This is a genomic window from Marinilactibacillus sp. 15R, from assembly GCF_001895285.1.
Classification (GTDB): domain Bacteria; phylum Bacillota; class Bacilli; order Lactobacillales; family Carnobacteriaceae_A; genus Marinilactibacillus; species Marinilactibacillus piezotolerans.
This window is the reverse complement of the sequence record NZ_CP017761.1, coordinates 1,213,798-1,228,945: the sequence shown is the minus strand read 5'-3', so window position 1 is coordinate 1,228,945 and position 15,148 is coordinate 1,213,798. Positions and strand designations below refer to the sequence as shown.

The window sequence follows — 15,148 nt, the reverse complement described above, 5'->3', positions numbered from 1 at the left end:
TTATTTAAATTGAGACTCATGTAAACGATGATAGTAACCTTTTTTCTGCATTAAAGTATCATGATTCCCTACTTCTACTACAGTTCCCTGATCCATCACTAAAATAACATCAGCTTCTCTAATTGTTGAAAGTCTGTGAGCAATTACAAAGCTAGTCCTCCCTTCCATCATTTTAAGAAAAGCTGTTTGAATTCTAACTTCGGTTAATGTATCTACAGAACTAGTTGCTTCATCTAAAATCAGCATCGGAGGATCTGCAAGCATAACTCTTGCAATCGTTAGCAGCTGTTGTTGTCCAGTTGAAAGTGATATACCTTTGTTACCTAATTTTGTATCATAGCCATTAGGCAGTCGTTCAATGAAAGAATGAGCATAAGCAGATTTCGCAGCAGTAATGATTTCTTCATCTGAAGCCTCAGGTTTCCCGTAACGAATATTATCTTTTACTGATCCATCGAATAACCAAGTATCTTGTAGAACCATTCCAAAGCTTTTTCGTAAACTATCTCGCGTATACCTAGTACTGTCTTTTCCATCTATTTCTATCGTGCCTTCATCTAATTCATAAAATCTCATCAGTAAGTTGATCAATGTAGATTTCCCTGCACCAGTTTGCCCAACGATTGCAACAGTTTCTCCTGCTTCAACTGATATTGAAAGATTCTTGATCAAGTCAATATTCGGATCATAACTGAAAGAAACATTCTTGAATTCTACCTTTCCTTGTGGATTCTCCATTACGACTGCCTCTTTTGTATCAGGCACTTCATTTGGTGTATCAATAATTTTATATATTCTGTTCAACCCAGCAATAGCTGTCTGGACTTGTGTCATGATTCCAGAAATTTCTATAAATGGTTTTGAGAATTGAGAAGAATAAATAACAAAACTTGAAATTGTTCCAATAGTTACTGCTCCTACATTATTAATCACTAATAAACCACCGATGACTCCAATCATAAGGTACGCAACATGATCGATAAATCGACTAGCAGGATTCGTAATTGAAGATGCAAACTGCGCTTTTTGTCCCCAATTATATAATTCCAAATTCATTTCCTGAAATGTTTCTTCCATTTTTTCCTCATAATTAAATGCCTTAACAACTTTTTGTCCTGTAATCATCTCAGAAGCATATCCCGAAAGATTTCCTAGAACATTTTGCTGCTGGGAAAAATATTTTTGCGAATGCTTTGCTACCAGCCATCCAACCAGAAAAAATAGTGGTGTAACAGATAGAACCACCAGAGTAAGCACCGGACTTAAGTAAAGCATAAATCCTAAAGCAGATAAGATAATAATAATTCCTGTAAATAAGTTGCTGAGTATCAATACTAATGCTTCTGATAAACTCTCTAAGTCATTCGTAAACCGACTTACTACATTTCCATGAACCGTTTGATCAAAAAAGCTAAGCGGTAGCTGATTCAACTTTTTAAACGTATCCATACGCAAGTCTCTAACAACCTTAAAAGAAACTTGATTTGCAAGAACACGTACTAGCCATTGAGACAATAAAGTAATGAGATATGCCGTTCCTAACCATAATAATATTCTAGTCAGTATGTCGAAGTTTACTTCTCCAGCTCCTACTAAAGTATCTATACCAGTTCCAATCAAGTAAGTTGATAGAACCGTACCCACTCCAGAGACAACTCCAAAGAATAAAGCAGCAATAGCAGTTAATTTATATTTTTTTAAATACCTCAATAATCGATTCAAATCTGAAGGTCGTATCGTTTTATTCTTCATTCTTTTTCCTCCTTCAGTATGATCGATTCTGGATCAGTTTGTGATTGATAAATCTTCTGATAAGTTTCTGATTGCTGTAATAGCGATTCATGCGTTCCACTGCTTTCGATTGCCCCATTATTCATTACTAATATTTGGTCTGCAGTTTGAATTGAACTGATCCTTTGAGAAACAATGATAATGCTGGCATTTTTGATTTCTTTCAAGGCTCGTCTTAATTTATAATCTGTTTCATAATCCAAGGCACTCAATGAATCATCTAGAATAATGATTTTAGGCTTAGATACCAGTGCTCTTGCAATCGTCAATCGCTGTTGTTGACCGCCAGAGAAATTTTTTCCATTTTCTGAAACAGCTGAATGGATTCCTAACGGCAGCTCTCTTACAAAGCTATCCATTTGTGCTATTCTTAAAGCTGCATATAATTCTTCTTCAGTAGCTGATTCTTTGCCCCATCTTAAATTTTCTGCAATTGTTCCTCTAAAAAGAACGTTTTTCTGCGGAACATATCCTATTAAGTTTCGCAATTTTTTTAGTCCATACTCCGTTACTTGCTGATTAAAAACCAATACTTCCCCTTCTGTTACATCATAGAATCTTGGTATGAGTTGAACCAAAGAACTCTTACCGCTACCAGTAGGTCCTGTAATTCCAGTAACACTTCCGACCGGCACAGAAAAATTTATCGTGTCCAGAGCTTTAACACCTTTCTTACCGTAATCAAAAGATACATGATTAAATCGTATAGCTGATTTTGCTTGAAATCCAGCCGAAACTTCTATTTGCTTAGAGTCAGATTGATTATTGATAGCTACAGTTGTATCCAGCACTTCATTAATCCTCGAAGCAGAAGCCTGTGACTTCGTAAAGATTACAACTAAATTGGCAACCACAATTAAAGCTAAAAGCATTTGATTCATATAGTTAATCAGTGCCAGAACTTCTCCCTGAAACAAATCACCATTATTTGTTTGTACGGCACCAATATAGAGAATAATCATAATCCCTATATTCATGACTAACGTTGTACTCGGTGTCATTAAAGCTGATAAGTTATTAACGATAATATTAGCTCTTGATAGCTGTTCACTATTTTCTTTAGATCGATTTAATTCATGTCCTTTCCTTGCAAAAGCTCTAATAACTCTGACACCGCTCATATTTTCACTTACTGTTTGTGCCATAGCATCTAACCGTACCTGTACCTTTTTGTATAGGGGAATTGTAATCCACATAATAAATCCTAACATCACGGCAAACACCGGAAGCAGCACAGCAAAAACCAAAGATAATCTCGGACTTATATAGAGAGCCATAATAATTGATCCAATACTAAGAAAAGGGGCACGTATAACTAATCTTATAAGCATTGCTAAAGCAAGCTGCATTTGATTAACATCATTTGTTACCCTTGTAATCAAGGTAGCAGTCCCGAATTCATCTAATTCTTTATGAGAAAATGTATTGATTTTCTTCGTCATAATATTTCTTAATTCTGTTCCATATCCCTGTGAAGCAATGGACGAGAAATACTGACAGATCATTGCAAAAGCAAAACCAACAGTCGATAATACCAGCATCATGCCGCCCATCTGCAACACATATCTTGTATCCCCTTGATTAATTCCTCGGTCAATCAACCTCGCTAAGAAAATCGGTAAAAATAATTCGAAAACGGCTTCCATTAATTTTGATATAGCCCCTATATAAGCATATATTTGATTCTTTTTAGCATATTTTAATAATCTTATCAACTGCTCGACTCCTTATCATCCCTTACTTTTAATTCCATTATTTAGTTTATCCTATGGTTCTAGGACTAACAAATACTTAAATAATTTATATACATATATAAATTATTATAGTAAAGCGGCTTCTATATTATTTTAGTGATTCAATTGAATTTGCGAAATCTTCTATAAATTCTAGTGTCAAAGCAGAATATTGACGGTCAGATTTCCATATCACTGCCATTTGTGTATTTAACTCTTTAGTATCAATCGCTTTATGCTGGAGTGTCTTTCTATCATACACAGATAAAGCAGATAATGGCACAATTCCAATACCCAATCCTGCTTTAGTCCAGTTTAATGTTGTACGAGCATCATCATTTCTGCATCTAATATTCGGTATGATCTGCTCTGTTTCAAAAACAGAATGAAGTAACGCATTAAACCTTCTATAAATTATCAAAGGCTCTTTTTCTAATTCCTTTAAACTGATTGTATCTTTATTTTTTCCAATAACTTTTCCTCTAGGGAAAACCGCAACAATAGGTTCTACTTTTGCATACCGTACAGCTAATCCACTTTTTCTAAATGGAGTTCTCACAATACCCACGTCAATAATCCCCTTGTCTAACATTTCAATCACTTCGTAACTATTTCCTTCGTGGATATCAAATTGTATATTCGGATATCGGTTAGCAAACTTTTCTATAGAAGCATCAGGAATAATAGTACTTGATGAGGAAACCGTTCCAATAGAAAGGGTTCCTGCGTTTCCTTTTTTGTATAATTCCAGCTCTCTTGTTGTAGATGTGGTCAAAGAAAAAATCTGCTCTGCTCGTGCTTTAAGTAATTTTCCTGCTGGAGTTAAAGTAATATTTCTTGAGCCTCTTTTCATTAACTGAACTCCTAATTCTTCTTCCAGCGATTTCAATTGATAGCTCAAAGGTGGCTGGGCAATATGCAGCTTTTTGGCAGCAGCTGTTATCTGACCCTCTTCAACGATTGTCAAAAAATATCTTAATTGTTTTAAATTCAAAGTAATCTCTCCATCCTTAGCTTAACCATACAATTATATTTATAGTACGGTTTCTATTATACAGTTTTTTTATATATAAACCGGCTATTATCTTCCACAAGCAGAATAGTTTGCAAATTACAAAATAGAATATAAGATGGATTTAGAGATTAGAATTAATCAACTATAACTTATAGGAGGAATGAATATGGTTGAAACAAATGCCCCTTTCCCACTAACGAATAAAGTTACCGCAAAGCTTGGTACGACAGATTATGAAGTTAAAAATGGTACAAAAGAGGATGTACAGCAAATCTTAATTGAAGAAGAAAATATTGTTTTCTATATTTTCCCTAACCAGATTTTCTTATATTCGCATCCTATCTCAACTGGTAGAGAATGGCATTCAAATGGTCCGATCTCCGTCAATGATGATGGTATGGTGGTTATTGAATTAGTATAACTATAAAAGTAAAACCCTATGTTTGAAGAGGACGGGACAAAAGTCTCCGTTGAGCCAGAATTTGAAGTATAGAACAATTAAAAAACCCCGTCAAATCAAGAAAATTCAATCCTTGATTTGACGGGGTTTTACTTTTTAACTGGTTTTGTCCCATCCACTTTTCTCTTAAATGGCTATTTCCTTTTGATCTAACTGCCTTTTAATTAATCAACAAATGTACTGATTGCAAATTTTATTACTATTCCTGATAAATTTTGCTGCCTAAGACTGAAATTCTTCAGAAATCACTATTACCTTATTTACATCTATTAGCATGCATCAAAATATTTTTACAAGAACTGTATTATTTTTACATTTGTCATGAGCTTATATCATAAAAAATCTATATTATTTAATTAACTCTCTCTTTAGTTAGGTTATAAAATTGATTCCTTCAGACTAATAATACCTTCCGTTCTTCGAGAACATTGCAAAATTATTCAATACTTCTGGTCTTCCAAAATATTATTTCTATAATGTCTACTCTGATATTTATTGATTCTTCTGATTAATTCTGATTCTTTTTTAGTCGATAAAGTAATCAATTTCACCCCATACTTGATATACCTATCTTCTTCTTTAAAAGAATTTCTTACAATATAGCCTTCTAGTTCAAATTTTTCGCCTTCTAATTCAAACCTAAATGTATATTTATTGTATTTTGATATTGGAAATTTCTTTCGACTCATGAAAGATAAACCATTTCCACTTATGTTGATTAATATGATATTATATGTAGATTTTTTATTGGCATAATTAATCATAGTTGCCTGTTCAAAACCCTTTATTCTAACTCTGAATAGTCTTCTCCTGTTCAGCATCCAATTAGACCTCTTTCCCATAACTAATATTTAAAGCTTGACCATCTTCTTTTCTCTATTGATATAGGTACGTATTTATTATCTAGTTAATTTTTTCAATTCTATTTTAACATAAAACTATCAAAGTAAAGTAGGTCTAAAGAAGATTAATCTTTCTTGATTTCAAAAAAGAGGACGGGACAAAAGTCTCCGTTAAGCCAGAATTTGAAGTATAGAACAATTAAAAAACCCCGTCAAATCAAGAAAATTCAATCCTTGATTTGACGGGGTTTTACTTTTTAACTAGTTTTGTCCCATCCACTTTCTTAAAGTTTATTTACCTCACCAGAGGGAATCGAACCCCCAGCTTGAGAACCGGAATCTCAGGTGTTATCCATTACACCATGGTGAGTTGACAACTCTGTAATTTTACTTTATTTTATCTGTTTTTACAAGGTCATATCCTGATTCATGAGAATCAGGGTATCCTTACTACTTAAGCATGCTGCTGTTTTAATTCTTCAGCCATCTGATTTAGTTTGCGTAATCGATGATTGACGCCTGATTTAGAAACGCCTCCGTTTGGCACAAGTTCTCCCAGCTCTTTTAAACTGATATCCGGGTATTCCACTCTTAATAAGGCGATTTCTTGTAATTTATCAGGGATAGAATTAAGACCAATCATTCGGTCAATAAATTTGATATTCTCAATTTGTCTACCAGCTGCATCAATTGTCTTATTCATATTCGCATTCTCACAGTTCACAAGACGGTTGACCGAATTTCGCATATCTCTTACAATTCGCACATCTTCAAACTTGAACATACTTCCAGTAGCGCCGATTAGGGCTAGAAAGTTTGCTATTTTTTCTGATTCTTTCAAATAAACGATGTAGCCATTTCTTCTTTCATGGGTACGACCATTCAACTCAAACTCTTGCATCATCTGACAAATATCTTCATTATGCTCTTCATAACTAGAATGGATTTCCAGATGATATCTACTTGTTCCAGGACTATTGACAGATCCTCCAGCCAGAAATGCCCCTCTAAGGTAAGATTTCGCTTTTTGTCTGCTATTTAAGATTTCTTTGGGAATATGACCATGGTATAACATCCCATCCATTATACCAAGTTCTGATAAAATAAGTTTACTTCCACTTTTCAGCCGGACAATGTACACATTATTTTTCTTTAGTTTCATTTTTTTCCGAACTAAAAGTTCTGATTCTACATCAAAATTATCTTTAATCAAAGAATAGATTCTTCTTGCAATCGCTGCATTCTCAGTTTGTACATTAAGTAAAAACTCTTTATTAACTATACTCAACGTTCCATTCATTCTAATTAAAGCTGCAAGTTCTGCCTTGGCATGTTCAGGATGGACTTCTAACATCGTCAGTTCTTTTTTTACATCCGCTGCAAATGACATCTTGTTTCCCCCTTTCTTTTAAAAGTACTTCTTATCAAAAGTTTTTAAAAGCGCGTTGAGAATTGAAAGCAGTTCTGAAAATTTCTTCAGCCACTTTTTCACCGTTATGGTATACACCATGATTTCTCATTTCAAGAAAGTCATCTGATATGATATGAGGTACTGCTCCCTTCAAACCTTTGAAATCATGTTCCACCTGGAGCAGGTTTTCAGTAGATTGTTCTTCTTCTACATACTCATCAGGAACTTTCCCAATATTCGCTAGTGCAATATCAATAAATTTTTCACCTAAATGTCGGTGCAGAACTTCGATATGATCAGCATCTGACATACCTTCAGTTTCTCCTAATTGAGTCATTATATTACAGATATACACAACATTTGCTTCAGTATTCATGACTGCCTTTCCTATGTCTGGAATCATTAAATTCGGTAAGATACTTGTGTATAGACTTCCAGGACCTAAAACAACCATATCTGCATCCATGATTGCTGAAACGACTTTTCTGCTTGCTTTGATTGGATGAGGTTCTCCTACACAGGACAAGGCAACGTAATCGATCATTTTTCCAGATTGAGCGATGTGTGATTCTCCTTTTGCAGTCGTTCCATCCATATACCGTGCATTTAAAACAAGTGGTTCTTCAGCAGCCGGATAGACATGACCTTTGACTTGCATCATTTTTGCTAGAATCTGGATAGCTTCGTAAATATTCCCTTTCATATCTGCTGTTGCTGAAATAATCAGATTACCGATTGAGTGCCCCGATAACGACTGATCCTCAGATTGAAAACGATATTGAAAAATATCTTTGTGTATTTGCGGGATCTCAGATAATGCAATCAAGACATTTCTTAAGTCACCTGGAGGAACAGCATTGAGGCTTTCACGTAAGGCACCACTACTTCCTCCATCATCTGCTACGGTTACGACTGCAGTGACATCCGCATCTTTCTCTTTTAAGCTTTTTAATATAACTGGAAGTCCGGTACCACCGCCGATCACGACGATTTTAGGACGTCTTTTCTTTAATCTCGTTTTCATCATGATCTCACGGTTGACTCCTTTGTTTTATCTTTGTCACGATGAGTAATATTAACTAAATACCCATCAGCTTCTATTTTGTGACCTAATCGTTCGGCTAAGGCTACAGAACGATGCTTACCACCAGTACAGCCAATTGCAATTGTTATATTGCTTTTTCCTTCTCTTTTATAACCTGGAAGAGAATAATCTAATAACTCAGCAAATTTTTTATAAAAAGGTTCTGTTTCAGGTTGCTGCATAACATAGTCATATACTTTCTTGTCTAAACCAGTTTGAGGTCTTAATTCTTCGATATAATGAGGGTTTGGCAGGAATCTCACGTCCATCACAATATCTGCATCTATCGGCAAGCCATATTTAAACCCAAATGAGACCATTTCCACGCGAAACATTTCTTTTTCTTTTGCTTTAAAATTTTCAATCAATTTTTCTCTTAATTGTCTTGGAGTCAGGTTAGTCGTATCAATAACGACCTGAGCTCGAGTTTTGATATCTTCAAGTAATTCTTTCTCTTTTCTTATTCCATCTATCGTGCGTCCGTTTGTAGCTAAAGGATGTGAACGACGTGTTTCTTTATAACGAGAAACTAGCTCTTTTTCAGTAGCTTCTAAATACAAAATACGCGTGGTAATATGTGGACTATTTTCAACTTTTAAAATTGTTTCTCTCATTTGTTCAAAGAAATCACGCATTCTAAGGTCCATTACTAAAGCAATTTTTGAAAAATGTCCAGATTCTCTGACTAGGTCCCAAAATGTTGGAAGTAAATTTGGCGGCATATTATCAACACAATAGTATCCCATATCTTCAAAACTCTGCATGGCAACTGTTTTACCAGCACCACTCATACCTGTAATGATAACAAGTTCTATATTTTCTCCCACAACTCAGCACTCCTTTTCAAACTATTACCCGCACTAATCTGACAGCTCATTCTGTCCATTCCATGTATTATAACATTCCGGGCGTGTCATGTATAGAGTATCTATAACTAATTTTAAAAAATTACATCAGAATTAACTATTTTTGTCTTTTGATGAATTAGATAGATTTAATCATTTTAAAAGAACAATCAAGCTGAAAATTCTCAGTCATGATTGTTCTTTTAAATTTCTATTATATTAGTGGTTTAAAAGTTGAATTTTATCCATGTAACTATTTCCTGAAAACAGATCAATATTTTTGAGTCACATAATCCACATCTTAATCAAAATTAATTAAATTCCTAATCCTTTTTTAGAGTATTTGTCCCTGTAACTTGATACATTCCACATTTTTGTGTTTTCCCTGTTATCAGCAAAGCAATTCCAGCTATTCCCAGCATTTTGCCCAATCCTTTTGTAAAAAAGAATAAAGGCGCTAAAGCAGCTCCAAAAATAATTCGTAAAATACTATCTAATTCTCCAACATTTTTATCCATATTATCGGCACCCTTTCTCTTAATATATTGTTTACTTATTATAAGAAACATTTGTACATAGCTAAAGAAAAACACCTTAATAAATTTCTGTTTTAAATGTAAAAATCTTAAATAATCAAAAAAACGAGGCTGGGACAAAAGTCTCTGAAAGTCTTTAAATATAGAGAACCCCTGAGAAAATTGTAGAATACAATTCTCTCAGGGGTTCTACTTACTGAATGATTCTATTTTTTCTTTCTTTTATTATATTTTCGTAGGTTATTAGCCATGAAGATCAGATTCGTTTCATTTTCTACATTCGATTTTCCACGAACTGAAAATCGAGTGAACCTCAAATTGGCCTTCACCTGTCCGAAAGTTGGTTCTACATCAATTTTACGTTTACCATAAAATTGAGTCCCTTCTTCTGACGAAAGCTTTTCTCTAATATTTAGTTTTTGTTCTTCGTACTCATAGTTAATGGAAAATGATTTTCTCCCATTTTTGTAACTTGGATCCGTCGATTGGTAAATATGAGACAATCTTACAAATCCAGAATCTGTTTTTTGCCTACTAACATAACCGTACGCATAGATAGTCCCATCAGGATGTGTATAGGTATTTTGATCTTCATCGTGAATCCAATTCTCTCTATTTCTATCCGAAAGTCTGTATTTCTTTTTCTGTTCCTTTTCGTACATGCCGTATTTAACCAAGCCAGTCCATCCGGACCGTTCTAAATATTTTAAATTTTCTTGGCTACCATATCCTGCATCTGCCACAATATAAGTGGACGGTTGAATGGGTTTAGGAAGCGAATGCAAAAACGGGATAAGGGTTCTTGTATCCGTTGGATTAGGATAGACTTGTGTATGCAAAACAAACTGGTTTTCCGTTGCGATTTGGATATTATAGCCTGGCTTTAATTGGCCGTTTCTCATATGATCGTCTTTCATACGCATGAAAGTAGCCGTTTTGTCTGTCTTAGAGAAGCTATTTCGACCGTCAAATGTGCTGTAGTAATCTTCATATTTCTGTTCTCTAGGTATAAAGTCCTTTTTCAATCTATTTCTATGTTTTTTCAAGGAACGACGCTTTTTCTTCTTTTTCTTAAGTACTTCTTTTTCGTTTTCCTGATTAATTTCTGTTTCAATCTTTTCCAGCTCTTTTTGAAGAAGTTCATATAGTTCCTCAATTTCTTTTTTAGTAAACTCCTGATTTTGATCTCTTTCGACCGCTTGATCGATGAGTGGGGCGATCTCTTCTTCATAGTAGTGAATTTCTTTTTCTTTTAAAGTAGAGTAGAATTGATCCGTGGCTTTCTTCCAAACAAAGGTATATTTATTGGCGTCTGCTTCGAACTTCGTACCATCTATAAATAGCGCTTTTCCTTCAATCAGTTTTTCTTCTTTTAAACGAAGAGAAAACGTGCAATAGAGATCTTGTAAAATAGCCTTAGTCACTTCTGACACTCTGAATCGATTAATTGTACGATAAGACACTAACGTTTGACCTGTTAACCATTGCATCGCTATATTTTCTTGCATCATTTTCTCGATTTTCCGACCGGAAAAAATCCCTTCTGAATAGGCAAATAGTAGCGCTTTGAGTAAAACTTTCGGGTGATAAGCCGGGCGACCAAAGTCGTTTTCAATTAAGTGATATTGCGAGTCATCTAAATCTTCCACAACTTGATGAATAGAGTAGACGATATGATTTTCTGGTAAGTAACAGTTCATTTCTAATGGCAAGGTTGTTTGGTTCATGGTATATTGAGTATACATAAGGAGCACCCTTTCTATGATGTTTTTGTGGTGATTATATTATACCAAAGCCGTGCTCCTTTTGCTTACATAAACAAATAAGATCCACTGAAATCTCAAGTAGATTTTCAGCGGATCTTATTTGTTTGTTAAGACTTTTGTCCCATCCTCGTTTTTATTTAGCTAAAATTCAAATTGAATATAGCCTATGTTAGTTTTGTTCTACAATTTTTTGTATCGCTTGTTCAAAGGCCGCCAGTTTTTCTTCTACAGCTACACCCGAATCATCAAAAGCTGCAATGTAAAACTTGATTTTAGGCTCTGTTCCGGACGGACGTGCAGCTATCCAACTAGAATCTACTAGACGATATTTTAATACATCTGCTGAAGGCATATCAATTGTTTCTTCATTTCCATCCTGGTCTATACGTTTACCAGTCTTAAAGTCTTCAATTTCTTTAATTTTGATTTCACCAAAGCTTTTTGGTGAATTACTTCTTAAACTATCCATTAAATCATTTATTTTTTGTGCGCCTTGGATTCCATCCATCTTGATTGAAATAGTCTTTTCTTTGTAATGACCATATTCATGATAGAGATCCTGTAGAGCATCAAAACAACTATAATTTCTCTCTTTATGATATGCAGCCATTTCAGCACTCATGATTAATGCCTGAATCGCATCTTTATCACGTACAAAAGGTTGCACAAGATAGCCGTAACTTTCTTCGAATCCAAACATAAAGGTATGAGAATAATCTTGTTCGTACTCTTTGATCTTTTCAGCGATAAATTTAAATCCAGTTAATACATCTATTGTTTCTACTCCGCTTTTCTCAGCAATAGCTTTTGGTAAATCACTTGATACGATCGATTTGATTATAACACTATTTTTAGGTAAAATTCCCGTTTCATGGTGAGCTCTTAATATATAATCTAGCATTAGACTAGCAATTTGATTCCCTGTTAACACCTCATAATGACCTGCTGCAGTTCTTACAGCCATGCCTAAACGATCCGCATCTGGATCAGTGGCAATCAGAATGTCAGCATCTATTTTGCATCCAAGTTCGATTGCTTTTTCAAATGCTGCCGGATCTTCAGGATTAGGAGACTTAACAGTTGAAAATTCTGGATCCGGTTCTGCTTGATCAGCTACCAGTTCGATATTGCGGAAACCAGCTTGTTTCAAAGCTTTTACTCCTATCATCTTACCAGTTCCATGTAAAGGTGTGAATACTATGGTTAAATCATTCGCCACTCTGTCGATCATCTCAGGATTAATCGTTACTCTTTCCATTGCATCCAAATATGCTTTGTCAACATTCTCACCAATGATTTCTAAGAGGCCATTTTCTTTGATTTCAGACTCTTCAGCAACTGCAATCGAAAGGACATCTTCTACGCTTCTCACATATCCAGTTAATTCATCGGCTTCTTTAGGAGGTAGTTGTCCACCATCTTCACCATATACTTTGTATCCATTATATTCAGGTGGATTATGGCTAGCTGTTATCATAATACCTGCTGCAGCTTGAAGATGACGTACTGCAAAAGAAAGTTCTGGCGTTGGACGTAAACTTTCAAATACATAAGATTTTATTCCATGCGCACCTAAAGTTCTAGCTGACTCAATAGCGAATTCTTTAGACATATGACGAGAATCGTAAGCTATTACTACTCCACTTTTCTTAGCTTGCTCACCTTGTTCTTCCTCAATAAATAAGGCAAGACCTTCAGTTGCTTGACGCACAGTATAAATATTCATTCGATTAATACCTGCACCAATAATACCTCTCATGCCCGCTGTACCAAATTCAAGCGGCGCATAAAATGCATCCTCTAATGTAGATTCATCCTGTTCAATATTTTCTAAATCTTTTAACATATCCGTATCCAATTTAGAATAATTTTTCCATGTATTATAGGTTTCCTGCCAACTCATATATATAACCTCTCTTTTAAGTAATTTTATTTTGATATTGATTTAATTGTACCATTTTTGCTTTGATTATGCATGAACTTGACATAAAGGGCTTACATGACAACTACTATTATACGCACTTGTTGACTATTTAACAATATAAAAAAGCACAGTTCTAAGATTCCTCATAAACCTTAGATATTATCTAAAGCTATTAAGTCAATTCTTAAAACTATACTTTTTTATCTGTTATACAAAACAAATCTTACTGCTTATCAATAATGGTCAAACACTTTGTTTTTCCAATTTTTCTTTCAACTCTTCAACATATTGGTAAGCAGCATTACCAGCAACAGAACCATCCCCAACAGCTGTGGCTACTTGACGCAATACTGTTTTGCGCACATCTCCAACAGCAAATATACCAGGGACTTTTGTTTCCATATTTTCATCTGTTTCAATCCAGCCTTCTTCATCAGTAACACCTAAAGAACGGAACTGATCAGAATTAGGTAACAAACCAATATAAATAAAAGTTCCTTCTGCTTCTAAAGTTGAAGTTTCACCTGTTTTGATATTTTTGATGCGTACAGCATTAACCGCATTTTCGCCTTCGATTTCTTCAACGACAGAATTCCATATAAATTCGATTTTATCATTTTTGAATGCTCTGTCTTGAAGGATTTTTTGAGCACGAAGAGCGTCTCTTCTGTGGACGATTGTGACTTTACTGGCGAATTGAGTCAAATAAGTTCCTTCTTCAACAGCAGAGTCTCCTCCACCAACTACGATAATGTGCTTTTGCTTGAAGAAAGCTCCGTCACAGACGGCACAATAAGATACGCCTCTACCATTGAATTCTGCTTCTCCGGTAACTCCAAGTTTCTTATGCTCAGCACCAGTTGCTATAATGATGGAGCGCGTACGGAATGTTTTATTAGAAGTTACAATTTCTTTGTATTCTTCACCGTTAATAATTTCCTGTACATCTCCATATGCATATTCAGCACCAAATTGCTGTGCGCCTTCAAACATTTTAGTTGAAAGATCTGGACCAAGGATACTATTAAATCCAGAATAATTTTCAATTTCAGCGGTATTATTCATTTGTCCGCCTGGAAGACCTCTCTCGAGCATCAATGTGGCTAAGTTAGAACGAGAGGCATAAAGTCCAGCTGTTAATCCACCAGGACCTGCACCAATTACGATTACATCATATATTTTATCAATGACTTCCATGAAATAACTCCTTTCACCTGTTTCTTTTTCTATTATAGTAGAAATGATAGTCATTACGCTACTAATTTTTCTTACTTTTAGTAAGTTTTAATGTTTACAATCCTATTCACTTTGATTGCAATTCAATTATTTTTTTCATTTCTAAGGCTTCTGATTGATAAAGTCCTGATCGATTTAATTCAATATACTGTTCTAGTAGTAATAATGCTTTTTCATAATCTTTCAGATGCAGATAATTTGTTGCTTGAAAAAAATAGACTTCAGGATGCTTTTCTGATATTTTTTCAAAAATCGAATCAAACAATTCAATAGATTTTTGAAATTCAAAAGAATGCTGATGAATCAATGCAAGCTGAATGTGACCAAATAATTTTTCTTCTTCATTTTTTGCTAAAGTAATTCCTATTTTAAAATGGTGCTTTGCTCTTTCAAAATTTGATTTTTCATAAGCTATCATCGCTCGTCCATAATAAGTTTTTGCACTGGGGATGAGCGAAATGACTTGATGATTATCTGATCTTTCCATAACTTTACTTCTCCTCTT

13 protein-coding genes are annotated in these 15,148 nt (G+C 34.6%); 1 reads left to right on the top strand and 12 read right to left on the bottom strand.

What is annotated here, in order from left to right; genetic code table 11:
• The 3 genes from BKP56_RS05965 to BKP56_RS05955 all read right to left on the bottom strand — a co-directional run bounded on the left by BKP56_RS05965 (position 1) and on the right by BKP56_RS05955 (position 4,518).
• The gene (locus BKP56_RS05965; protein WP_072694250.1) at positions 1 to 1,752 is read right to left on the bottom strand and encodes an ABC transporter ATP-binding protein; all 1,752 of its coding nucleotides are present in this window, start codon (positions 1,750 to 1,752) and stop codon (positions 1 to 3) included.
• Positions 1,749 to 3,506, bottom strand: a complete 1,758-nt coding sequence (locus BKP56_RS05960; RefSeq protein WP_072694249.1) for an ABC transporter ATP-binding protein — start codon at positions 3,504 to 3,506, stop codon at positions 1,749 to 1,751. Before BKP56_RS05960 ends, BKP56_RS05965 begins: the two co-directional genes overlap by 4 nt.
• 127 nt (positions 3,507 to 3,633) lie before the next feature.
• Positions 3,634 to 4,518, bottom strand: coding sequence for a LysR family transcriptional regulator (locus BKP56_RS05955; RefSeq protein ID WP_072694248.1), 885 nt, complete (start codon positions 4,516 to 4,518; stop codon positions 3,634 to 3,636).
• A gap of 187 nt (positions 4,519 to 4,705) precedes the next feature.
• On the opposite strand from BKP56_RS05955, the gene BKP56_RS05950 reads away from it, so the two are divergent.
• Entirely contained in the window at positions 4,706 to 4,960 is a 255-nt protein-coding gene (locus BKP56_RS05950) for a hypothetical protein (RefSeq protein ID WP_072694247.1), read from the top strand.
• A 479-nt stretch (positions 4,961 to 5,439) separates the two neighbouring features.
• Here BKP56_RS05950 and BKP56_RS05945 read toward each other — a convergent pair whose 3' ends face one another.
• The 9 genes from BKP56_RS05945 to BKP56_RS05905 all read right to left on the bottom strand — a co-directional run bounded on the left by BKP56_RS05945 (position 5,440) and on the right by BKP56_RS05905 (position 15,130).
• Positions 5,440 to 5,820: a PilZ domain-containing protein gene (locus BKP56_RS05945; RefSeq protein WP_072694246.1), complete on the bottom strand. Its 381-nt coding sequence runs from the start codon at positions 5,818 to 5,820 to the stop codon at positions 5,440 to 5,442.
• Between the two features lie 475 nt (positions 5,821 to 6,295).
• Complete coding sequence (gene whiA / locus BKP56_RS05940) at positions 6,296 to 7,231, bottom strand: DNA-binding protein WhiA (RefSeq protein WP_072694245.1); 936 nt, start codon at positions 7,229 to 7,231, stop codon at positions 6,296 to 6,298.
• Between the two features lie 34 nt (positions 7,232 to 7,265).
• Positions 7,266 to 8,282: a gluconeogenesis factor YvcK family protein gene (locus BKP56_RS05935; RefSeq protein ID WP_198034029.1), complete on the bottom strand. Its 1,017-nt coding sequence runs from the start codon at positions 8,280 to 8,282 to the stop codon at positions 7,266 to 7,268.
• The gene (gene rapZ, locus BKP56_RS05930) at positions 8,276 to 9,127 is read right to left on the bottom strand and encodes an RNase adapter RapZ (RefSeq protein WP_442914830.1); all 852 of its coding nucleotides are present in this window, start codon (positions 9,125 to 9,127) and stop codon (positions 8,276 to 8,278) included. The genes BKP56_RS05935 and rapZ overlap by 7 nt, the downstream gene beginning before the upstream one ends.
• A 377-nt stretch (positions 9,128 to 9,504) precedes the next feature.
• A complete protein-coding gene (locus BKP56_RS13880) occupies positions 9,505 to 9,699 on the bottom strand; it encodes a YgaP family membrane protein (RefSeq protein ID WP_072694243.1) in 195 nt (64 codons plus the stop codon).
• Between the two features lie 224 nt (positions 9,700 to 9,923).
• A complete protein-coding gene (locus BKP56_RS05920) occupies positions 9,924 to 11,462 on the bottom strand; it encodes an IS1182 family transposase (protein WP_072693300.1) in 1,539 nt (512 codons plus the stop codon).
• 190 nt (positions 11,463 to 11,652) lie between these two features.
• Positions 11,653 to 13,386, bottom strand: coding sequence for a phospho-sugar mutase (locus tag BKP56_RS05915; protein WP_072694242.1), 1,734 nt, complete (start codon positions 13,384 to 13,386; stop codon positions 11,653 to 11,655).
• Positions 13,387 to 13,650: 264 nt separating this feature from the next.
• Complete coding sequence (gene trxB / locus BKP56_RS05910) at positions 13,651 to 14,604, bottom strand: thioredoxin-disulfide reductase (protein ID WP_072694241.1); 954 nt, start codon at positions 14,602 to 14,604, stop codon at positions 13,651 to 13,653.
• 106 nt (positions 14,605 to 14,710) lie between these two features.
• The gene (locus BKP56_RS05905) at positions 14,711 to 15,130 is read right to left on the bottom strand and encodes a tetratricopeptide repeat protein (protein WP_072694240.1); all 420 of its coding nucleotides are present in this window, start codon (positions 15,128 to 15,130) and stop codon (positions 14,711 to 14,713) included.
• Positions 15,131 to 15,148 lie beyond the last annotated feature (18 nt).